Origin of the sequence: Thermus sp. CCB_US3_UF1, assembly GCF_000236585.1 — a bacterium.
Lineage (GTDB): Bacteria > Deinococcota > Deinococci > Deinococcales > Thermaceae > Thermus.
Genome location: NC_017278.1, coordinates 705,140 through 725,366, shown reverse-complemented (window position 1 = coordinate 725,366; position 20,227 = coordinate 705,140). Strand labels below are relative to the sequence as shown.

Here is a 20,227-nt window from a genome sequence, read left to right as displayed (position 1 = left end):
GGGAAGTTTATGCCTTACCCCTAGGAAAAAGGCCCTTTGCGGGCTATACTTGTAAGGATGGAACACCACGAGGTGGCCAGCATCAATCTAGCCCGCCTCTTGAAGGAAGGGGGAACGGCCCGGGCCACGGGGGTGGTGCGGGAGGCCTTCCAGGTAGGGGAGGAACGCTTCCCCCTGGAGGGGGAGGCCAGGTGGCAGGTGGCCGTGTCCTCGGTGGGGGGGGAGGAGTACTGGCTCTCCGGGGAGGTGGAGGGGTGGGCCCTCATGGAGTGCCGCCGCTGCCTGAAACCCACCCCCACCCACGTGCACGCCCACTTCCAGCACCTGCTCCGCTACCAGCAGGGCCTAGGGGAGGTGGTCTTCCACGAGGAGGCGGAAGAGGAGTACTACGCCTTCGGGGAGCCGGATCTGGACCTCCTCCCTTTCCTCACCGAGGCCTTCGTTTCCGAGATGCCCTACACCGTCTTGTGCCAGGAAGGGTGCCAGGGGCTTTGCCCGGTGTGCGGGGCGGACCGCAACCTGGAGGACTGCGGCCACCAGGTGGAGGTCCACCATCCCTTGCTGGGCCTTAAGGACCTCCTTTCCGAACTTTAGCGGGTCTGCTATACTACCAGGGGTTTAGCGGGGGGCAAGGGCCCCCCCAGGGAGGATTGGAAATGGCCAAGCACCCGGTACCCAAGAAGAAGACCTCTAAGGCGCGGCGCGACGCCCGCAGGAGCCACCACGCCCTAACCCCCCCGACCCTGGTCCCCTGCCCCGAGTGCAAGGCGATGCGCCCTCCCCACACCGTCTGCCCCGAGTGCGGCTACTACGACGGGCGCAAGGTCCTGGAAGTCTAGACCCGGTCAAGACACCCGGGGGCCCCTTGAGGGGGCCTCATCTTTTTCCCTCCAGGCGGGTATAGTGAGGCCCATGACGGGAGGTCAGGCATGAGCGGCATCCTGGCCCTGGGGGCTTACGCACCCTCGAGGGTCATGAAAAACGAGGAGTTCGAGGCCTACCTGGACACCTCGGACGAATGGATCGTGACCCGCACCGGGATCCGGGAAAGACGCATCGCCGCGGAGGACGAGTACACCTCGGACCTGGCCTTTAGGGCCGTGGAAGACCTCCTCGCCCGCCACCCGGGGGCTTTGGAGGGGGTGGACGGGGTGATCGTGGCCACCAACACCCCGGACGCCCTCTTCCCCGACACCGCCGCCTTGGTCCAGGCCCGCTTCGGCCTTTCCGCCTTTGCCTACGACCTCCTGGCGGGCTGCCCTGGCTGGCTCTACGGCCTGGCCCAGGCCCACGCCCTGGTGGAGGCGGGCCTGGCCCGGAAGGTCCTGGTGGTGGGGGCCGAGGCCCTTTCCAAGATCCTGGACTGGAATGACCGGGCCACGGCCGTCCTCTTTGGGGACGGCGGGGGGGCAGCGGTGGTGGGGAAGGTGCGGGAGGGCTTCGGCTTCCGCTCCTTCGTCCTGGGGGCGGACGGCACCGGGGGCAAGGAGCTCTACCACGCCTGCGTGGCCCCCCGCCTTCCCGACGGCACCTCCATGCGCAACCGCCTCTACATGAACGGACGGGAGGTCTTCAAGTTTGCCGTGCGGGTGATGAACACCGCCACCCTCGAGGCCATAGAGAAGGCCGGCCTCACCCCCGAGGCCATCAAGGCCTTCATCCCCCACCAGGCCAACCTGCGCATCATTGACGCCGCCCGGGAGCGGCTGGGCCTACCCTGGGAACGGGTGGTGGTGAACGTGGACCGCTACGGCAACACCTCCACCGCCTCCATCCCCCTGGCCCTCAAGGAGGCGGTGGACGGGGGGCGCATCCGGGAGGGGGACCACGTCCTCCTGGTCTCCTTCGGGGCCGGCCTCACCTGGGCCGCGGCGGTCCTCACCTGGGGAGGGGCCTGATGTACGCCGCCCTTTTCCCCGGCCAGGGCTCCCAGCGGGTAGGGATGGGCCAGGACCTCTACCGGGCCTTCCCCGCGGCCCGGGAGGTCCTGGACCGGGCCGAAGCCGCCCTTCCCGGCCTTCTGAAGCTCCTTTGGGAGGGCCCTGAGGAGGCCCTCACCCTCACGGAAAACCAGCAGCCCGCCCTCCTGGCGGTGGGGTACGCCGCCTACCGGGCCTTCCTGGAACAGGGGGGTAAGGAACCCCTCCTGGCCGCCGGCCACTCCCTGGGGGAGTGGACGGCCCACGTGGCCGCGGGCACCCTGGAGCTAGAGGACGCCCTCCGCCTGGTGCGCCTTAGGGGGCGGTACATGCAGGAGGCGGTTCCCCCCGGGCAAGGGGCCATGGCCGCCATCCTGAAACTCCCCCTGGAGGCCATACGGGAGGCCCTTTCGGACCTCGAGGGGGTGGAGATCGCCAACCTCAACGCCCCCGAGCAGACGGTGATCTCCGGGCGGAAGGAGGCGGTGGAAAAGGCGGCGGAAAAGCTAAGGGGGCTTAGAGCCCGGGTGGTCTTCCTGCCCGTCTCCGCCCCCTTCCACTCCTCCCTCATGGCCCCAGCGCGGGAACGGCTGGCGGCGGAGTTGGCCCGGGTCCCCCTGAGGCGCCCCCGCTTCCCCGTCTACGCCAACGCCACCGCCGAGCCCCAGGAGGACCCCGAGCGGATCCGGGCCCTCCTTTTGGAGCAGATCACCGCCCCCGTGCGCTGGGTGGAGATCCTGAAGGACATGGAAAGGCGGGGCCTCAGGCGCTTCCTGGAGTTTGGCAGCGGGGAGGTGCTTAAAGGCCTCTTGGCCCGCACCCTTCCCGGGGCCGAGGCCCACAGCGTAACGGATCGGGAAAGCCTAAACAGGGCCTTGGAGGTGGCGGATGCGTAAGGCGCTCATCACCGGAGCCAGCCGGGGCATCGGGCGGGCCATCGCCCTGAGGCTTGCCCGGGAGGGCTACGCCCTGGTGATCCACTACGGACAGAACCGGGAAAAGGCCGAGGAGGTGGCGGAGGAAGCCCGGCGCCTGGGGAGCCCCCTGGTGGGGGTTCTGGGGGCCAACCTCCTGGAGGCCGAGGCCGCGATGGCCCTGGTGCACGGGGCGGCGGAGATCCTGGGGGGGCTGGACACCCTGGTGAACAACGCCGGCATCACCCGGGACACCCTCCTGGTGCGCATGAAGGACGAGGACTGGGAAGCGGTCCTCGAGGCCAACCTTTCCGCGGCCTTCCGCACCACCCGGGAGGCGGTCAAGCTCATGATGAAGGCCCGCTTTGGCCGCATCGTCCACATCACCAGCGTGGTGGGGATCCTGGGCAACCCGGGGCAGGCCAACTACGTGGCCGCCAAGGCCGGGCTCATCGGCTTCACCCGGGCCGTGGCCAAGGAGTACGCCGCCCGGGGCATCACGGTGAACGCCGTGGCCCCAGGCTTCATCCAGACGGAGATGACGGCCAAGCTCCCTAAGGAGGTGCAGGAGGCCTACCTCAAGGGGATCCCCGCGGGGCGCTTCGGCAGGCCGGAGGAGGTGGCGGAGGCCGTGGCCTTCCTGGTTTCCGAGGCCGCGGGGTATATCACCGGGCAGACCCTGTGCGTGGACGGGGGGCTTACGCCCCACTAGGTCTGGTAAAATCCCGGCGGGAGGTTTTCCATGACGGAGCAGGAGATCTTTGAAAAGGTCAAGGCCGTTATCGCAGACAAGCTCTCCGTGGAGCCGGAGAAGATCACCCTTGAGGCCCGCTTCGTGGAGGACCTGGGGGCGGACTCCCTGGACACGGTGGAGCTCATCATGGGCCTCGAGGACGAGTTCGGGCTGGAGATCTCCGACGAGGAAGCGGAGAAGATCCGCACCGTCAAGGACGCGGTGGCCTACATCCAGGCCAAGCTGGGCTAGAACCTGCCTGGGCTGGGGGGGCGGGGGCTTCCCCGCCCCCCGGGTCTAGGGGAGGCCTCCAGGGTATACTACCCCCATGCGACGCGTGGTGGTCACCGGCCTAGGCCCCCTAACCCCCATCGGCGTGGGGGCCGAGGCCTACCACAAGGCCCAGCTGGAAGGCAGGAGCGGGGTGGGCCCCATCACCCGCTTTGACGCCTCGGTCCTCCCGGTGCGCATCGCCGCCGAGGTGCGGGTGAACCCTGAGGACTACCTGGACAAGAAGGAGCTAAGGCGCCTGGACCGCTTTGTCCAGTACGCCCTCATCGCCGCGGAGCTGGCCCTCCAAGACGCGGGGCTGGAACCGGAGAAACTCCCCCCCGAGCGGGTGGGTACCCTGGTGGGCACCGGGATCGGGGGGATGGAGACCTGGGAGGCCCAGAGCAAGGTCTTCCTGGAACGGGGTCCCAACCGCATCAGCCCCTTCTTCATCCCCATGATGATCGCCAACATGGCCTCGGCCCACATCGCCATGCGCTACGGCTTCAGGGGGCCTTCCTCCACCGTGGTCACCGCCTGCGCCACGGGCTCGGACGCCATCGGCAGCGCCCTACGCATGATCCAACTGGGGGAGGCGGACATCGTCCTGGCCGGGGGGGCGGAAGCGGCCATCACCCCCATGGCCATAGGGGCCTTCGCCGTGATGCGGGCCCTTTCCACCCGCAACGAGGAGCCGGAGAAGGCCAGCCGCCCCTTCACCCGCTCCCGGGATGGGTTCGTGATGGGGGAAGGGGCCGGGGTCTTGGTCCTGGAGGAGTACGAGCACGCCAGGCGCCGGGGGGCCCGGATCTACGCCGAGGTCATCGGCTTTGGCCGTAGCGCCGACGCCCACCACATCACCGAGCCCCACCCCGAGGGCCAAGGGGCCGCCTTGGCCATGCGGCGCGCCCTCGAGGACGCCGGGGTGAGCCCGGAGCAGGTGGGCTACATCAACGCCCACGGCACCTCCACCCCCGTGGGGGACCGGGCGGAGGTCCTGGCCATCAAGGCGGTTTTCGGGGAGCACGCCAAAAAGCTTATGGTTTCCAGCACCAAGAGCATGACCGGCCACCTCCTGGGGGCAGCGGGGGGGATTGAGGCCATCGCCACGGTCCAGGCCCTCTTCCACGGGGTCATCCCCCCCACCATCAACATGGAGGACCCCGACCCCGAGCTGGACCTGGACTTCGTGCCCGAGCCCCGGGAGGCCCGGGTGGACTACGCCCTTTCCAACTCCTTCGCCTTTGGCGGGCAGAACGCCGTGCTGCTTTTCCGCAGGGTCTAGATGCTCTTCCCCCGGGAAAGGCTTTTGGAGTGGGAGGCGGAAAGGCTTGCCCCCTACGCGCAGCGCTCCGCCCACACCCGGGGGCGGGAATACCCCGAGCCCGAGTCCCCCTACCGCACCCCCTACCAGAAGGACCGGGACCGGATCCTGCACACCACCGCCTTCCGGCGCCTGGAGTACAAGACCCAGGTCTTCCCCAACTGGGCGGGGGACTACTACCGCACCCGCCTCACCCACACCCTGGAGGTGGCCCAGGTTTCCCGGTCCATCGCCCGGGCCCTGGGCCTCAACGAGGACCTCACCGAGGCCATCGCCCTCTCCCACGACCTGGGCCACCCCCCCTTCGGCCACGCCGGGGAGCGGGTCCTGCACGAGCTCATGCGGGAGCATGGGGGGTTTGAGCACAACGCCCAGGCCCTGCGCCTCCTCACCCGTCTCGAGGTGCGCTACCCCGGCTTCCCCGGCCTGAACCTCACCTACGAGGTGCGGGAAGGGGTGGCCACCCATGAGGCCGCTTACGCCCTGGGCTCCAAGGGGGACTACCCCGGGCAGGGCACCCTCGAGGCCCAGGTGGTGGACCTCTCCGACGCCATCGCCTACGCCGCCCACGACCTGGACGACGGCCTGCGCAGCGGCCTCCTGCGGCCAGAAGAGCTTCTGGAGGTCCCCCTCCTGCAGGCCCTGGCCCAGGAGGAGGGCCTGGACCTGGCCCGGCTTTCCGAGCTCGCCCGCCGGATCCTGGTGCGGGAGGTTCTGGGCTACCTCATCACCCACGCCATCCTGGCCACCCACGAGCGGGTGGAACGGGCCGGGGTGAAGAGCGCCGATGGGGTGCGAGAGCACCCCGAGCGCCTGGCCGCCCTCACCCCCGAGGCGGAGAGGGCCCACGGGGAGCTCAAGGCCTTCTTGAGGGAGAGGCTTTACCGCCACCCGGAGGTCCTGCGGGAGCGCCGCAAGGCCGAAGCCGTGCTGGAAGGGCTTTTCCAGGCCTACACCCGCTACCCGGAAACCCTGCCCAAGGAGGTCCAGGCCCGGATCCCCGAGGAGGGCTTGGAGCGGGCGGTCTGCGACTACCTGGCGGGCATGACGGACCGCTTCGCCCTGGAGGCCTACCGCAAGCTTTTTCCCTAAGGCTCCCCGGGCGAGGAGTAGAATGGGTGGGTGAAAACCCTGGACTGGAGTACCCTTTTTGGCCAGCGGGCGGGCCGGATCCAAGCCTCCACCATCCGGGAACTCCTCAAGCTCACCGCCCGCCCCGGGGTCATCAGCTTCGCCGGGGGGCTTCCCGCCCCCGAGCTCTTCCCCAAGGAGGAGGCCGCGGAGAAGGCGGCGGCCATCCTGCGGGAAAAGGGGGAGGTAGCCCTGCAGTACGGGCCCACGGAGGGCTACCTCCCCTTGCGGGCCTGGGTGGCGGAGTGGCTTGGGGTGAGCCCGGAGGAGGTCCTCATCACCACGGGAAGCCAGCAGGCCCTGGACCTGTTGGGCAAGGTCTTCCTGGACGAGGGTAGCCCGGTGCTCCTCGAGGCGCCCAGCTACATGGGGGCCATCCAGGCCTTCCGGGCCTATGGCCCCCGCTTCCTCACCGTGCCCGCGGGGGAGGAGGGGCCGGACCTCACCCTGCTGGAGGCCGTCCTCAAGGGGGAAAGGCCCCGCTTCCTCTACCTCATCCCCTCCTTCCAGAACCCTTCGGGGGGGCTCATGCCCTTGGCCGCTCGGCAAAGGCTTCTGGAGCTGGCCATGGCCCAGGGCCTGGTGGTGGTGGAGGACGACGCCTACCGCGAGCTCTACTTCGGCCAGGCCCGCCTGCCCAGCCTCTTTGAGCTCTCGCGGGAAGCAGGCTACCCGGGGGTGGTCTACCTCAGCAGCTTCTCCAAGGTCCTGGCCCCCGGGCTCCGGGTGGCCTTCGTGGTCGCCCACCCGGAGGTCATCCTCAAGCTCACCCAGGCCAAGCAGGGGGTGGACCTGCACACCCCGGTCCTCAACCAGATCCTGGTGCACGAGCTGGTGAGGGAGGGCTTCCCAGAGCGCCTGGAAAGGATCCGCGCCGTCTACCGGGCCAAGGCCGAGGCCATGCTGGAGGCCCTAGGGCGGGAGATGCCCGAGGAGGTGCGTTACACCCGGCCCAAGGGAGGGATGTTCGTCTGGATGGAGCTTCCTAAAGGCCTCTCCGCCGAGAGGCTTTTCCAAAAGGCCATAGAGGAGAACGTGGCCTTCGTGCCCGGGGGGCCCTTCTTCGCCGCCGGGGGCGGGGAGAACACCTTGCGGCTTTCCTACGCCACCATGGACCGGGCGCGCATGGAAGAGGGGGTGCGCCGGCTGGGGAAGGCCCTCAAAGGGCTTTTGGCGATGGTCTAGGGAACCCCTTGGGGCTCTGTTGCCTCCCGCCCAATCCCCTCCGGCCAGCTTCCCCCCAAGGCCTCCCAAGCCCGCACCATGTCGGCGGGCACCGGGGCCAGAAACTCCAGGAGGCGGCCCGTGCGGGGGTGGGGGATGCGCAGCTCGTAAGCGTGCAGGGCCTGCCGCCCGATATGGGGGCTCTTGCGGCCATAGACCTCGTCCCCCAGGATGGGGGCCTTCAGGTGCTTGAGGTGGACGCGGATCTGGTGGGTGCGGCCCGTATGGGGCCTGGCCTCCACCAGGGCGTAGGGGCCCGCGGTGGCCAGGACCTGGAAATGGGTTTCCGCGTACCGGGGGGCCACCCCGCCCACGTGCATCTTGTGCCGTTCCACGGGATGCCGCCCGATGGGGGCCACCAGGGTGCCTTCCTTGGGGTACCCCTCGGTGAGGGCCAGGTAGCGCTTCATCACCAGGCGGTCGCGGAAGGCACGGGCCAGGGCCTCGAGGGCCCCCGGGTGCTTGGCCACCACCAGGACGCCGCTGGTGTCCTTGTCCAGGCGGTGGACGATCCCCGGGCGGACCAGCTCGGGGCGCTCCGCCTCCACGGGGGGAAAGTAACGGCCCAGGAGGGCGTTCACCACCGTGCCCGTGTAGACGCCGGGGGCCGGGTGGGTGAGGAGGCCCGGGGGCTTGTTCAGGACCAGGAGGTCTTCGTCCTCGTACAGGACGGGAAGGGGAAGGTCTTCGGGCACCACCAGGGCCGCCTCCTCCGGGGGGTCCACCAGGACCTCCTCCCCTTTGAGGCGGTACGCGGGCTTGGCCACCACCTTCTCCCCCACCCGCACCCGGCCCCCCTGGATCCAGTCCTGGGCCCGGGCCCGGCTCACGCCGCAGGCCTCGGCCACCGCCTGGTCCAGCCGGACGCCCTCGGCACGGAAGCGCACCACGCTCCCCATGATAGGTCAAGGCGATGCCCCCTGGTCCACCAGAAGGCGGTAACCCCGGCCAAAGACCGTGGCGATGTAACGGGGATTTTTAGGGTTATCTCCAAGTTTTTTCCGCAGGCGCGCCACGGTGGTGTCTACTACCCTCTCGTCTACTTCCTCCTCCAAACCCCAGACCTGGGCGAAGAGGTGGGCGCGGGGAAGGGTAGCCCCAGGGTGACGGGCCAAAGCCAAAAGAAGGCGGAACTCGGTGGAGGAAAGGTCCAAAAGCCTGCCTTCCAGGCGGGCTTCCTCCGTGAAGGGATCTAGCTCCAACGATCCTACCCGCAGGACCTCAAAGCGCTTCGAGCGCCGCAAAAGGGCCTTCACCCGGGCCAAGAACTCCCGGGCCCGCAGAGGCTTGCCCATGTAATCGTCGGCACCCAGGGTGAGGCCCGTCACCCGGTCCTCTTCCTTGTCGTAAGCGGTGAGCATGAGCACGGGCAGTTCCCGATCGTACTCGCGGATGATCTCCAGAAGCTCCAAACCGTTCAGCTTGGGCATGTTGATGTCCAAGACCACCAGGTCTGCCCGGCCCAAAAGCCCCAAAGCCTCCTCCCCGTTTTCCGCCTGGAGGATCCTGTACCCTTCCTGTTCCAGGAGGCGGCTCACCATCTCGCGGAAAGCCGGCTCATCGTCCACCACCAGGATCGTGGGCATGGTCTCCTCCCAAAACGGCTTCCACGGTGCGGATGAGTTCTTGGCGGGGAAAGGGCTTGCCCAAGAAGGCCACCGCCCCCGCCTGCCTGGCCTCCGCCTCCATCGAGGGGGAGACGCTGGCAGAAAGGGCAATGGCCGGGGGGCCTCCTCGGCGATGGAGCTCCCGCAGGAGGGCAAGCCCTCCCATGCCCGGCATCACCAGGTCGCATACCGCCAGGTCGTAGGAGTTCTGGTCAAGAAGCCCAAGGGCCTCTTCTCCGCTGGAAGCTACTTCCACCTGGTGGCCCAAAGGCTCAAGGAGAAGGGCCACTAGGTGTTGCATAAAGGGTTCGTCATCCACCACCAAAATGCGCGCCACCCTCTCCTCCTTGGGGAATCCGCACGGTAAAGGTGGCTCCCTGGCCTGGCCGGGAGTCCACCCGGATCTCACCCCCATGGGCCTCCACAATGGCCTTGGAGATATAAAGCCCTAGTCCCGAGCCCGGGGCTCCCCTCGAGGCCTGGGAACGGGCACGGTAGTAGCGCTGAAAGAGGTTGGGTACCTCCTCCTCCGGGATACCAGGCCCTGTATCGGAAACGGCGAACTCCACCCAGCCCGCCTCGGCTTTGGCCCAAAGCCGCACCTCTCCCCCCCGAGGGGTGAACTTGAAGGCGTTGGAAAGGAGGTTCCCCAAGACCTGGGCCACGCGATCAGGGTCGGCTTCGGCTGGGAGGCTCGGGGAAATCTCCACCGTGAAGCGTACCCGGGCCATCTGGGCCACTGCCTGGAAGCTTCGCGCCATCTCCTCCAGAACCGAGGCCAGGTTGGTGGGGCGGCGGTAGACCTCAAAGCGCCCGGCCTCGAGGCGGCTAGCATCCAAAAGGTTATCCACCATAGTCTTTAGGCGCAGGGCGCTGTCCAGGATGAGGTCCACATGGCTCCGTTCCCGCTCAGGAAGGGGGGAAAGCTGAAGCACCTCGGCCAGCCCGATGATCACCCCCAAAGGCGTACGGAGCTCATGGCTCACAGCGGCGATGAATTCCTCCTTCACCCGCTCCGCCTCCTTGCGGGCAGAAAGGTCGTGCAGGGTCACCACAATGCCTCCCACCCCGGGTTCGTGAAGCAGGTTGCGAGCCCAGACCTCAAACCAGCGGGGCTCCCCTTGGGCGTTTACCACCCGCACCTCTCCCACCACCTCCTGGCCAGGAGCGGCGAGAACCTGGCGGAAAAGGTTTGCAGCCAAAGAGCGATCCTCGGGAAAGACGAACTCAAGCCCGCTCACCGGTTCCCGCTGGTACCCTAGGGGATCGTAGCCTAAAACCGGACGGACGTTGGGGGTGACGTACCGGATGGTGCCCTGCTCATCCAAGAGGTAGACCACATCTTGGTTATGCTCCAAAAGGGTGCGAAATCGGGTTTCCCGGGTCTCGAGCTCCTTGAGCAGCAGCTGGGTTTCGCTGATGTCGGTGAGGGAAAGAATCCAAAGGCCCGAATCCCGCTGGGCGCTAGCCAGGTAGGTGCGCCCGCCCAGCTCCACGTGAAAGCGCTTGCCCTCCAAGGCCGGGTAGACCTCGGGGGGCAAGCGGTCCAGGAGCACCTCCCGCCCCAACCCCAAGGCCTCCCGGGCCAGGCGGTTGGCAAACCCCGTGTACCTCTCTTCCTCCAGCACCACCACCGCTACCGGAAGGTCCTCAAGGGCCCTCGCCAACCGCTCTCGCTCTCGGGCTAAGGCCTCCGAGAGCTCAAAGAGCTCCTGGTGGGCATAGGCGTTTTTCAAGGCCACCCCTGCCACCCGGGCTAAGGCGTCCACGTAGCGCAGCTCGTGCCAGGTTACAGAGGGCCCCTTCGGGCCGTGGTCGACCGCCACCACCCCCAGCACCTGCTCCCGGTCGGCGATGGGCACATACCCCACCAGGGGTACCACCCCCAGGCTTTGGTGCTTACCGCGCAAAAAGGAGGGCAGCTCTTCCCGGGGTATCAAAAGGGGCTTCATCAGCCTGGCGGCCTGCGCCAGGGGGTCAGGGGCCTCCAGGGGAAAACGGATACGGGTGCGGTCTTCGGTCCAGAAGACCTCTTCTTCCTTCAGGGTCAGCACTCCCCGGAGTTCCTTTCCTCGCACCAGGGCCACGGTGATCCGGTAAAAACCGAAGATAGCCTTCAAGGTCTGGGCCAAGGCTAGGACCAGGGGTTCCGGGCTCTTGTGACGGATAATTTCCCGGCTAAACTGGGCTACCTGGTCCAGAACCCGTACCTCCTGGGAAAGCCGCTCCCTACTCCGGAAGACCTCCTCGTACAGGTGGGCGCTGCGCACGGCCAAGGCGGTGAGCCGGGCCAACAAGGGGGCCAGGGCCTCCATCTCCTTGGGGACCTTCTCCAAAAGCAGGACCCCCAAGGCCTTGAAGTGGGCACAGAAAGGGCAGACGCGGCTCCTCTCCTGGAGGGAGGTGCGGGGAGCAAGGCGGCAGAGGCGCTCAGGTTCCACCCAGCAGGGGGCTTCTGGAGAGGCCACCACCGGCAAGAACCAATCCCCTCCTTGGCGGATGCCTTCCGGCGGGGCGAAGAAGGCTTGGGGCACCTGCCCGTCCCCCTCGAGGGGAAAACTCAGGGTGCTCACCGTGTAGTGCGGCCCCCTGCCAAAGGCCACCTCCCCTTGGAGTTCCCGCTCCTCAGGATTGTAGAGAAACAGGGCAGCCCGCTCCACCCCAAGCTCCTCCACCAAGACCTCCAGGAGACGGCGGGTAGCCGTGGCCACGCGGGGCTCCTCCAAAAGGGCCGCGTGCACGCGCTCGAGGGCCGAAAAGATGGATCGGGGCAGGCGGAAGAACATCCTTGAGGATACTCTACCCCCCTTGCGCAGGCGCCACAACTCTGACACAACTTCCCCCTACCTTGAAAGGCGAAGGGTCGGAACAACGACCCCTCAGCAGAAAGAGGTGATGCACATGATGAAGCACGCCCTCAAGAACCTGGCCCTCCTCGGCTTCCTGGCCCTCGGTACCCTCGCCCTCGCCCAAACCACCGACACCCAGTCCATCTCCATCCAGGTCTCCAACCTCGAAGAAATTACCGTCGTCTCCGGTCAAAACCTCACCGACTCCCTCACCGACCCCAACACCATCCGCGCCGGCAACTACAACAAAGATTTCGACACCACCCTCCGCTTCTCCACCAACGCCAACGCCCTCCGCAAAATCACCGCCCAGGCCTCCTTCTCCGCCCCCTCCGGCGCTACCCTCCTGGCAAAAATCCTCGCCAACGGCTTCTCCACCCAGGCCGGCAACCCCATCTCCCAAGACGTCACTCTCGGCCAAAACCCCGTAGACCTCATCACCGGCATCAAAAACGTGGCCAGCAAAGAAGCCTCCTTCAAAGTCCGCGTCTCCATCCCCGATGCCCCCATCCTCGCCGGCACCTATCAGGTCTCCATCACCTACACCCTCATGGGGTACTGAATACCTAAACCCAAGGGGGGCCGGGGTACCGGCCCCCCTTGGGTTATCGGGGCTAGAAGCTATGCTCCTCGCCGGGGAAAAGGCCCTCCCGCACCTCCTGGGCGTACCGGGCCAAGGCTTCCTGGATGAGCCTCCCCCCCTCCAGGTAACGCTTGGCGAAGCGGGGCTTGAAGGCCTCATAGAGGCCCACCACGTCGTGGAAGACCAGGATCTGGGCATCCGTATGGGGCCCGGCGCCGATGCCGATGGTGGGGACGGAAAGCCGCTCGGTGATCTCCTTGGCCAAAAGGGCCGGCACCATCTCCAGCACCACCCCGTAGGCCCCCGCCGCCTCCAAGGCCAGGGCCCCGCGGAGGATGCGCTCCGCCTCCTCGGGGCGCCTGCCCTGGAGCCTATACCCCCCCAGCTGGCTCGCCGTCTGGGGGGTGAGGCCCACGTGCCCCAGGACCGGGACCCCAGCCCGGGTGAGGCCCGCCACCACCTCGGCCACCTCCTCCCCCCCCTCCAGCTTCACCGCATCCGCTCCCCCTTCTTTTAGGAGCCGTTCCGCCGCCCGCAGGGCCCGGTCCAAGGTGGCGTAGGAGAGGTAGGGCAGATCCGCCACCACAAAGGTGTCCGGGGCCCCGCGCCGGACCGCCTTGGTGTGGTGGAGGATCTCCTCCAGGGTGACGGGAACAGTGGAAGGGTACCCCAGAACCACCATGCCCAAGGAGTCCCCCACCAAGAGGGCATCCACCCCCGCCGCCTCCGCCAGGCGGGCCGTGGGGTAGTCGTAGGCGGTGAGGTAGACCAGCCGCTTGCCCTTGGCCTCGCGAAACTCCTTCACCGTGCGTCGCACGGGAAAAGGCTATCATGAAAGGGCGTGGAGGCCCTCCCCGACCTTGCCCTAAGGCCCAAAACCCTGGACGAGTACATCGGCCAGGAGAAGCTCAAGCGGAAGCTAAAGGTCTACCTCGAGGCCGCCAAGGCCCGGGGGGAGCCCTTGGAGCACCTCCTCCTCTTCGGGCCGCCGGGCCTGGGCAAGACCACCCTGGCCCACGTGATCGCCCACGAGCTGGGGGTGAACCTGCGGGTCACCTCCGGGCCGGCCATTGAGAAGCCGGGGGACCTGGCCGCCATCCTGGCCAACTCCCTGGAGGAGGGAGACGTGCTTTTCATTGACGAGATCCACCGCCTAAGCCGCCAGGCGGAGGAACACCTCTACCCGGCCATGGAGGACTTCAAGATGGACATCGTTATCGGCCAGGGGCCGGCGGCCAGGACCATCCGCCTGGAACTCCCCCGGTTTACCCTGGTGGGGGCCACCACCCGGCCTGGCCTCATCACCGCCCCCTTGCGCAGCCGCTTCGGCATCGTGGAGCACCTGGAGTACTACACCCTGGAGGAGCTGGCCGAGGGGGTACGGCGGGATGCCCGGCTTTTGGGGGTGGGGATCAGCGAGGAGGCCGCCCTGGAGATCGCCCGGCGCAGCCGCGGCACCATGCGCATCGCCAAGCGGCTTTTCCGAAGGGTGCGGGACTTCGCCCAGGTGGCGGGAGAAGAGGCCATCTCGGGGGAAAGGGCCAAGGAAGCCCTGGCCGCCTTGGGCCTGGACGAGCTGGGGCTGGAGCGCCGGGACCGGGAGATCCTGGAGGTCCTCATCCTGCGCTTTGGCGGCGGCCCCGTGGGCCTGCAGACCCTGGCCACGGCCCTTTCCGAGGACCCCGGCACCCTGGAGGAGGTGCACGAGCCCTACCTCATCCAGCAGGGCCTTCTCAAGCGCACCCCCCGGGGCCGGGTGGCCACGGAACGGGCCTACCGCCACCTGGGCCTGCCCCTGCCCCTGGAGCCCCTCCTCTAAAATGGACCCGTGATCCGGGCCACCCTGGAGGAGCTGGACCTAGGCGAACTCCTCAAGGCCCTGGAGGCCAACCGCCGGAGCGCGGTGGTGAGCTTCCAGGGCCGCATCTACGGCCGGGTGCACCTCCTCAGCGGGCGCATCGTCTACGCCCGCACCGAACCGGGTCCCCACCTGGGGGAGTACCTGGTGCGCCTCGGGCACCTGACCCTGGAAGAGGTACAGGAGCTGGTGGAGCGCCAGGGCCGGGAGAACCCCGGCACCCCCTTGGGGGCCCTGGCCTTGGAGCTTGGGCTCATCGCGGAAGAGGAGCTCAAGGAGGCCCTCGAGGCCCAGGTGCTGGAGGCCCTGGCCACCCTTTTGGGGGAGAAGGAGGGGGAGATCCTGGCCGAGCCCCTGGGGGAGGGAAGCCAGGTGGCCCTTCCCCACACCCTGGACACCGGGGCGGCCCTCATGGAGGCCGCCCGCCGCCTGGACGAGTGGCGCCGGGGCCAGGTGGGGCCGGACGAGGTCCTCCACCTGGTGGAAGACCCCACCCGCCACCCCCTGACCCCGGAGGCCTGGACGGTACTGGAACTCCTGGACGGGGTGCGCCGGGCCCGGAGCGTGGCCCTCCTCTCGGGCCTGCCCGAGGAGGAGGTCTACCACCTCCTCCACGAGCTGAAAAGCCGGGGCCTGGTCCGCCCTTCCACCCTCCTCCTGGAAGACCCCTTGGTCATGGTCCTGGCGGAAAGCGGGGTGGTGCGGCGGCTTCTCCTTTACCTCCTCGAGGCCCACCGCTTCCGCGTCCAACTCCCCCGGGACCTGGAGATGGCCCTCCGCCTCCTCCAGGAGCGGCCCAAGGCCGTCATCCTCCAAGGGGAAAAGGCCCTGGAGGCCGCCCGCCGCATCCGCGCCCATCCGGAGGGGAAGCTGGCCTCCTTGTACCTGGTGAGCGACACCCCCCCAGGCCTCCTCTTCCGCCCCTTGAGGGTCCTGCACCTGCCCAAGCCCCTGCGGGCCCAGGAGGTGCTCCGAGCCCTCTCCCCTCTGCGCCGGGGGGGTTAGTTGGGCCGCCGCCCCTGGCGCAGGATGGCCTCCGCCCGCTCCCGGTAAGCCAGGAGGGCCTCGTGCCACTCGTCCGCGGGGTGGACGTGGGGCAAAACCGCCTCGGCCCGGGCCAGCATCTCCTCCGGGGAGCGGTAGCCCAGCTGGGCCAGGGTATCCACCACCATCTCCTGGGCCCCCACCCACTCCCGGCTCCCCTCCTCCGCGGCCTCCGCCGCCTTGCGGTAATGCTGCAAGGCCTCCTCCAGGTGCATGAGGTCGTAGGCCACGTGCCCCAGGATCAGCTCCCCCGCAGCCAAGGCCCCCTCGGCCATGGCCTCCCGGGCCGCCTCCTCGGCCTCGGCGTACCGCCCCTGGCGGTACAGGGCCTCCGCCAGGTCGGCCAGGGCCTGGGCCCGGTAGGGGTACCCCTCCTCCCGCAACAGGGCCCGCAGGTGCTCCTCCGCCTCCAGGTAGGCCCCCTGGTCCAGGGCCGCCACCCCCATCTCGTGGAGGACATAGGCCCTCTCCCCGGCTTCCGCCCGCCGCAAGGCCTCCTGGAAACGCTCCATGGCCTCGGCATAACGCCCCAGGCGCAGGAGGATCTGGCCTTCCAGGAGGGGGGTCCCGTAGGCCTTGTGCCCGCTCTCCTCCTCCCACCCCAGGGCCTTCCGCACCTCTTCCAGGGCCTGGTTGGGGTTGTCCAGAAGAAGGTGGGCCCGGGCCAGGAGGTAGTGGCGGGTGGCGGCGTCCTCGGCGCCCTCCTCCCCCACGGCCATGGCCGCCCCTTCCAAGGACCTCAAGGCCCGCTCCCCCTCCCCGGCCTCAATCCACATGGCGGCGGCGTCCAGAAGGAGCCAGTACCGCTCCAGGCCCAAGGCCAGCTCCGCCCCCCGCTCGTAGGCCTGGGCGGCCTCCGCGTGGCGGCCTAAGCGCTCCAGGGCCCGCCCCCTTAGCCCCTCCGCCCGCCAGGCCAGGAAGGCGGGAAGCCCCTCCTTGAGGGTGGCCAGGGCTTCCTCAAAGCGGCCCAGGTAGAAGAGGGCCTGGGCCTGGTGGTAGCGGGCCCGGGGTTCTTCCGTGGGCAGGAAAAGGGGAAGGACCTCCCGCTCCGGACGCCCCTCCAGGGCCAGAAGCTCCCCCAAGAGGGCCCGGTAGAGGGGGCTATACTCCAGTTCCCCGAGCTCATAGGCCTCCTCCAGGGCCCGGTGGGCCTTGTCCAGGCCTTCCTCCCCGTACAGGCTATGCACCTCGGCCAGGAGGAGCAGGGCCTCCCGGGCCTCCTCCGGGCGGCCAAAGAGGGCCGTGCGGGTGAGGCGCTCTATGGCGGTGTCGTAATCCCCTTGGTGCAGGGCCTCGAGGACCCCCCTCATCGCCGCTAGAGGATACCACACCCTTCAGTCCTCTCACCGAGAAGGCGCTACCATAGGGCAAGGGAGGTAGATGTTGCCGCAGCGGATCAACCCCTTCACCCTGGTCTTCCTGCTCCTTTTGGGCTACCTGGCCTACACCGCCTTCACCGGGCCCCCGGCCCCCACCCTTTCCTACACCGAGTTCCGCACCCTGGTGCGCGAGGGGAAGGTGGCGGAGGTCACGCTGGAGGAAACCCGCATCCTGGGCCTCCTGAAGGAGCCCCAGCGCTTCCCTACCCCGCAAGGGGGCAGCCAGGTGGCCCGGCGCTTCGCCGTGCCCCTGCCCCCGGCCCAGGTGGCCGACCCCGAGCTCCTGCGCTTCCTGGAGGCAAGCGGGGTCAAGATCGTCACCAAAGCCCCTTCCCTCTGGCCCCAGCTCCTCCTCTACGTGGGCCCTACCCTGCTCCTCATCGTCTTCTTCTGGTTCTTCTTCCTGCGGGCCCAGGGGGGCGCGGGCCAGGTGATGCAGTTCGGCCAGAGCCGGGCCAAGCTCTACGGCAAGGAGAAGCAGGTCTCCACCACCTTCAAGGACGTGGCCGGACACGAGGAGGCCAAGCGGGAGCTGATGGAGGTGGTGGATTTCCTCAAAAACCCCAAGAAGTACCTGGAGCTGGGGGCGGAGATCCCCAAAGGCGTCCTCCTGGTGGGCCCTCCAGGCACGGGGAAGACCCTTTTGGCCCGGGCCGTAGCGGGGGAGGCCGGGGTTCCCTTCTTCTCCGTTTCCGCCAGCGAGTTCATGGAGATGTTCGTGGGGGTGGGGGCCAGCCGGGTACGGAGCCTTTTTGAGGACGCCCGCCGCAACGCCCCCAGCATCATCTTCATCGATGAGCTGGACTCCATCGGGCGCAAGCGGGGGGCGGGCATCGGCGGGGGGCACGACGAGCGGGAGCAGACCCTGAACCAGATCCTCTCGGAGATGGACGGGTTTGAGAAGGACACCTCGGTGATCGTCCTGGCCGCCACCAACCGCCCCGACATCCTGGACCCGGCCCTGTTGCGCCCCGGGCGCTTTGACCGCCAGGTGGTGGTGGGCCTCCCCGCCCTGGAGGAACGCAAGGACATCCTCCTGGTCCACATGCGGGGCAAGCCCGTGGCCGAGGACGTGGACGCCCTGGAACTCGCCCACCTCACCCCCGGGTTTTCCGGGGCAGACCTCAAAAACTTGGTGAACGAGGCCGCCCTCCTAGCCGCCCGGGAAGGGGTGAAGGCCATCCGCAAGGACCACTTCCTCAAGGCCCTGGACAAGATCGTCTTGGGCCTGGAGCGGCCCGCCCTAAAGCTTTCCGAGGAGGAGCGGCGGGCCGTGGCCTACCACGAGGCCGGACACGCGGTGGTGGGGGAGGTCCTGCCCCACGCCGACAAAACGGAAAAGGTCTCCATCGTCCCCCGGGGGATGGCCCTGGGGGCCAGGTGGAGCAAGCCGGAGGAACGGGTCTTGGTATCCCGGGAACACCTCATGGACGAGCTCTCCGTCCTCATGGCGGGCCGGGTGGCGGAGGAGCTCTTCACCGGCACCGTGACCACCGGGGCCCAGGACGACTTCAAGCGGGCCACCCAGCTGGCCAAGCGCATGGTCCTGGACTGGGGCATGGGGGAGCATTTCAAGAACATCGCCTGGGGCTCGGACTCGGGGCCCATCTTCCTGGGGGAGGAGATCGCCAAGAAGAAGGACCACTCCGAGGAGACCGCCCGCCTCATCGACGAGGACATCCGCAAAATCCTGGACGAGGCCTACGCCAAGGCGCGCCAGGTGCTCCTGGAGCACGCCGAGGCCATGCACCGCATCGCCGAGGAGCTTTTGCGGGAGGAAACCATCCCTGGGGAAAGGGTGCGGGCCATCCTGCGGGAGGTCCAGCCGGTGCAGCGGGCGGGCGAGGACTAGCCTAGCAGAGCCCGGGCAAGGCCCTCCTGGCCTCCTCCAGGAGGGCTTCCCTTTGCCCTTGTCCCCAGCCCAAAAGGGGGGCCATGAGGGCCACCACCCGGGGCAGGGCCCGTTCCGCCAGCCCCTGGTCCAAGAGGGCCAGGCCGAGCCGGCGGGCCAGGACGTCCAGGGGCTTTTGCGCCATCTCCCGCCGCACCGCCCAGACCACCTCCCCTTCCAGGTAGGGCAGGCCGGGCAGGAGGGGCCTATCCCCCAAGGCCGCCACCTCCCCCGCCAGGGCGCCATAGGCGGCGTAGAGGTGCTCCTGGACCCCTTGCGGAAGGCCCAGGGAAGGCCTGGGCCCCGTCCCCAGGAGGGGGGTGGCGTGGGAGGGGGAAGGGGGAAGCCCCCAGGCGAGGTCCTGGTCCAGGCGGTCCAGGAGGTCCTGGGCCATGAGGCGGAAGGTGGTCCACTTCCCCCCGGTGAGGGTGTAAAGCCCCCGTTCCTCCCGGATCAGGTGGTCCCGCACCAGAAGCCGGGTCTCCCCCTGGCCCACCAGGGGCCTAAGCCCAGCCCAGGCCGCCCGCACCCGCCCCGAGAGGTCCCCCAGGTAAGGCCGCACCTCCTCCAGGAGGTAGGCCACCTCCGCCTCCTGGGGCCGGGGGCAGGCCGTGGGCGGGGCGGGGAGGTCGGTGGTGCCCAGGAGGGCCTTCCCCCGGTAGGGCAGGAGGAAGAGGACCCGGCCATCCCGGGTCCGGGGGAGGAGGAGGCCCACCTCGAGGGGGTAGTCCAGGACCAGGTGGGCCCCGCTGGAGGGGGAAAGCAGGGGGGGAAGCCCCGGGTCCAGGAGGCGGCGCACCCCGTCGGCCTGGGGCCCGGCGGCGTTCACCACCGCCTTGGCCCGGACCTCCACCTCCTTCCCCGTGAGCCCATCCCGCACCACCGCCCCCGCCACCCTCCCCCCTTTGAGGAGGAAACCCCGGACCTCGGCGTAGTTCAGGGCCATGCCCCCCCGCGCCAGGGCCGAGAGGATCAAGAGGAGGTTTAGGCGGTGGTCCAGGAACTGGCCGTCCAGGTAGAGGACCCCCCCGAGGGTGGGGGGCAGGTGGGGGAAGAGGCGGGCCACCGCCCGGGGGGGGAGGTAGCGGCTTGGCCCGAGCCGCCTCCGCCCCGCCAGGAGGTCGTAAAGGGCCAGCCCCGCCCCGTAGTAGGGCAGGTCCAGGGGACGGAAGAGGGGGGTAAGGAGGGGAAGGGGCCGGGCCAGGTGGGGGGCCAGATCCATCACCACCCGGCGCTCCCGCAGGGCCTCCACCACCAGGCGGAGCTGGCGGCGGTCCAGGCGCCTTAGGGCCAGCTCCAGGTAGCGCACCCCGCCGTGGAGGAGCTTGGTGGAGCGGGAGCTGGTGCCCGAGGCGAAGTCCCTGGCCTCCACCAAGGCGGCCCTCAGCCCCCTTAGGGTCGCCTCCCACAGCACCCCCGCCCCCGTGGCCCCGCCCCCGATGACCAGGAGGTCTAAGGGCCCCTCGAGGCGCTGCCAGAAGGCCTCCCGGGAAACCTCCAC

The 20,227-nt window shown here is 68.7% G+C and carries 20 protein-coding genes; 13 read left to right on the top strand and 7 right to left on the bottom strand.

Annotated elements, in window-relative coordinates; all coding sequences use genetic code 11:
- Window positions 1-57: 57 nt before the first annotated feature.
- From TCCBUS3UF1_RS03630 to lysN, 9 genes are all read left to right on the top strand, one after another.
- Window positions 58-594 (top strand): DUF177 domain-containing protein, encoded by a 537-nt coding sequence (locus TCCBUS3UF1_RS03630; RefSeq protein WP_014515147.1) that lies wholly within the window; start codon window positions 58-60, stop codon window positions 592-594.
- 62 nt (window positions 595-656) lie between these two features.
- Window positions 657-839 (top strand): 50S ribosomal protein L32, encoded by a 183-nt coding sequence (gene rpmF, locus TCCBUS3UF1_RS03625; protein WP_014515146.1) that lies wholly within the window; start codon window positions 657-659, stop codon window positions 837-839.
- Between the two features lie 90 nt (window positions 840-929).
- Window positions 930-1,898, top strand: a complete 969-nt coding sequence (locus TCCBUS3UF1_RS03620; RefSeq protein ID WP_014515145.1) for a beta-ketoacyl-ACP synthase III — start codon at window positions 930-932, stop codon at window positions 1,896-1,898.
- Complete coding sequence (gene fabD / locus TCCBUS3UF1_RS03615; RefSeq protein WP_014515144.1) at window positions 1,898-2,815, top strand: ACP S-malonyltransferase; 918 nt, start codon at window positions 1,898-1,900, stop codon at window positions 2,813-2,815. The genes TCCBUS3UF1_RS03620 and fabD overlap by 1 nt, the downstream gene beginning before the upstream one ends.
- The gene (fabG, locus tag TCCBUS3UF1_RS03610) at window positions 2,808-3,545 is read left to right on the top strand and encodes a 3-oxoacyl-[acyl-carrier-protein] reductase (protein WP_014515143.1); all 738 of its coding nucleotides are present in this window, start codon (window positions 2,808-2,810) and stop codon (window positions 3,543-3,545) included. The genes fabD and fabG overlap by 8 nt, the downstream gene beginning before the upstream one ends.
- 30 nt (window positions 3,546-3,575) lie before the next feature.
- Window positions 3,576-3,818 carry an acyl carrier protein gene (acpP, locus tag TCCBUS3UF1_RS03605; protein WP_014515142.1) on the top strand — a complete coding sequence of 81 codons (243 nt, stop codon included), beginning with the start codon at window positions 3,576-3,578 and terminating at the stop codon, window positions 3,816-3,818.
- 76 nt (window positions 3,819-3,894) lie between these two features.
- Window positions 3,895-5,121 (top strand): beta-ketoacyl-ACP synthase II, encoded by a 1,227-nt coding sequence (gene fabF / locus TCCBUS3UF1_RS03600; protein WP_041433744.1) that lies wholly within the window; start codon window positions 3,895-3,897, stop codon window positions 5,119-5,121.
- Window positions 5,122-6,252: a deoxyguanosinetriphosphate triphosphohydrolase gene (locus TCCBUS3UF1_RS03595; protein ID WP_014515140.1), complete on the top strand. Its 1,131-nt coding sequence runs from the start codon at window positions 5,122-5,124 to the stop codon at window positions 6,250-6,252.
- A gap of 30 nt (window positions 6,253-6,282) precedes the next feature.
- Window positions 6,283-7,476, top strand: a complete 1,194-nt coding sequence (gene lysN / locus TCCBUS3UF1_RS03590) for a 2-aminoadipate transaminase (RefSeq protein ID WP_014515139.1) — start codon at window positions 6,283-6,285, stop codon at window positions 7,474-7,476.
- Here lysN and TCCBUS3UF1_RS03585 read toward each other — a convergent pair.
- Genes TCCBUS3UF1_RS03585 through TCCBUS3UF1_RS03570 form a run of 4 tightly spaced genes read right to left on the bottom strand, consistent with a single transcriptional unit; the run spans window position 7,473 to window position 11,908 of the window.
- Window positions 7,473-8,405, bottom strand: a complete 933-nt coding sequence (locus TCCBUS3UF1_RS03585) for an RluA family pseudouridine synthase (RefSeq protein ID WP_014515138.1) — start codon at window positions 8,403-8,405, stop codon at window positions 7,473-7,475. The two genes, lysN and TCCBUS3UF1_RS03585, sit on opposite strands and share 4 nt — an antisense overlap.
- Window positions 8,406-8,420: 15 nt before the next feature.
- Window positions 8,421-9,101: a response regulator transcription factor gene (locus TCCBUS3UF1_RS03580; RefSeq protein WP_014515137.1), complete on the bottom strand. Its 681-nt coding sequence runs from the start codon at window positions 9,099-9,101 to the stop codon at window positions 8,421-8,423.
- Complete coding sequence (locus tag TCCBUS3UF1_RS03575; protein WP_014515136.1) at window positions 9,073-9,459, bottom strand: response regulator; 387 nt, start codon at window positions 9,457-9,459, stop codon at window positions 9,073-9,075. Before TCCBUS3UF1_RS03575 ends, TCCBUS3UF1_RS03580 begins: the two co-directional genes overlap by 29 nt.
- Window positions 9,434-11,908 (bottom strand): ATP-binding protein, encoded by a 2,475-nt coding sequence (locus TCCBUS3UF1_RS03570; protein ID WP_050802029.1) that lies wholly within the window; start codon window positions 11,906-11,908, stop codon window positions 9,434-9,436. Before TCCBUS3UF1_RS03570 ends, TCCBUS3UF1_RS03575 begins: the two co-directional genes overlap by 26 nt.
- A gap of 115 nt (window positions 11,909-12,023) precedes the next feature.
- Here TCCBUS3UF1_RS03570 and TCCBUS3UF1_RS11480 point away from each other — a divergent pair, with 115 nt between their 5' ends.
- Complete coding sequence (locus tag TCCBUS3UF1_RS11480; protein ID WP_014515134.1) at window positions 12,024-12,533, top strand: hypothetical protein; 510 nt, start codon at window positions 12,024-12,026, stop codon at window positions 12,531-12,533.
- Window positions 12,534-12,585: 52 nt separating this feature from the next.
- Here TCCBUS3UF1_RS11480 and panB read toward each other — a convergent pair whose 3' ends face one another.
- Window positions 12,586-13,371, bottom strand: a complete 786-nt coding sequence (gene panB / locus TCCBUS3UF1_RS03560; RefSeq protein ID WP_041433742.1) for a 3-methyl-2-oxobutanoate hydroxymethyltransferase — start codon at window positions 13,369-13,371, stop codon at window positions 12,586-12,588.
- A gap of 24 nt (window positions 13,372-13,395) precedes the next feature.
- Between panB and ruvB the strand changes: the two genes are divergently transcribed.
- Both ruvB and TCCBUS3UF1_RS03550 read left to right on the top strand, forming a co-directional pair.
- Window positions 13,396-14,373 carry a Holliday junction branch migration DNA helicase RuvB gene (gene ruvB, locus TCCBUS3UF1_RS03555; RefSeq protein ID WP_014515132.1) on the top strand — a complete coding sequence of 326 codons (978 nt, stop codon included), beginning with the start codon at window positions 13,396-13,398 and terminating at the stop codon, window positions 14,371-14,373.
- A 9-nt stretch (window positions 14,374-14,382) separates the two neighbouring features.
- A complete protein-coding gene (locus TCCBUS3UF1_RS03550) occupies window positions 14,383-15,417 on the top strand; it encodes a DUF4388 domain-containing protein (RefSeq protein ID WP_014515131.1) in 1,035 nt (344 codons plus the stop codon).
- Here TCCBUS3UF1_RS03550 and TCCBUS3UF1_RS03545 read toward each other — a convergent pair.
- Window positions 15,414-16,766 carry a tetratricopeptide repeat protein gene (locus TCCBUS3UF1_RS03545; RefSeq protein WP_014515130.1) on the bottom strand — a complete coding sequence of 451 codons (1,353 nt, stop codon included), beginning with the start codon at window positions 16,764-16,766 and terminating at the stop codon, window positions 15,414-15,416. The genes TCCBUS3UF1_RS03550 and TCCBUS3UF1_RS03545 overlap by 4 nt on opposite strands.
- 73 nt (window positions 16,767-16,839) lie before the next feature.
- Here TCCBUS3UF1_RS03545 and ftsH point away from each other — a divergent pair, with 73 nt between their 5' ends.
- Window positions 16,840-18,687, top strand: coding sequence for an ATP-dependent zinc metalloprotease FtsH (gene ftsH, locus TCCBUS3UF1_RS03540; RefSeq protein ID WP_041433953.1), 1,848 nt, complete (start codon window positions 16,840-16,842; stop codon window positions 18,685-18,687).
- A 1-nt stretch (window position 18,688) separates the two neighbouring features.
- Here ftsH and TCCBUS3UF1_RS03535 read toward each other — a convergent pair whose 3' ends face one another.
- Complete coding sequence (locus TCCBUS3UF1_RS03535; RefSeq protein ID WP_014515128.1) at window positions 18,689-20,227, bottom strand: FAD-dependent oxidoreductase; 1,539 nt, start codon at window positions 20,225-20,227, stop codon at window positions 18,689-18,691.

Coding starts and splice junctions, on each gene's coding strand:
- TCCBUS3UF1_RS03630 (WP_014515147.1), top strand. CDS start 58: ATGGAACACCACGAGGTGGCCAGCATCAATCTAGCCCGCCTCTTGAAG.
- rpmF (WP_014515146.1), top strand. CDS start 657: ATGGCCAAGCACCCGGTACCCAAGAAGAAGACCTCTAAGGCGCGGCGC.
- TCCBUS3UF1_RS03620 (WP_014515145.1), top strand. CDS start 930: ATGAGCGGCATCCTGGCCCTGGGGGCTTACGCACCCTCGAGGGTCATG.
- fabD (WP_014515144.1), top strand. CDS start 1,898: ATGTACGCCGCCCTTTTCCCCGGCCAGGGCTCCCAGCGGGTAGGGATG.
- fabG (WP_014515143.1), top strand. CDS start 2,808: ATGCGTAAGGCGCTCATCACCGGAGCCAGCCGGGGCATCGGGCGGGCC.
- acpP (WP_014515142.1), top strand. CDS start 3,576: ATGACGGAGCAGGAGATCTTTGAAAAGGTCAAGGCCGTTATCGCAGAC.
- fabF (WP_041433744.1), top strand. CDS start 3,895: ATGCGACGCGTGGTGGTCACCGGCCTAGGCCCCCTAACCCCCATCGGC.
- TCCBUS3UF1_RS03595 (WP_014515140.1), top strand. CDS start 5,122: ATGCTCTTCCCCCGGGAAAGGCTTTTGGAGTGGGAGGCGGAAAGGCTT.
- TCCBUS3UF1_RS03580 (WP_014515137.1), bottom strand. CDS start 9,101: ATGCCCACGATCCTGGTGGTGGACGATGAGCCGGCTTTCCGCGAGATG.
- TCCBUS3UF1_RS03570 (WP_050802029.1), bottom strand. CDS start 11,908: ATGTTCTTCCGCCTGCCCCGATCCATCTTTTCGGCCCTCGAGCGCGTG.
- TCCBUS3UF1_RS11480 (WP_014515134.1), top strand. CDS start 12,024: ATGATGAAGCACGCCCTCAAGAACCTGGCCCTCCTCGGCTTCCTGGCC.
- TCCBUS3UF1_RS03545 (WP_014515130.1), bottom strand. CDS start 16,766: ATGAGGGGGGTCCTCGAGGCCCTGCACCAAGGGGATTACGACACCGCC.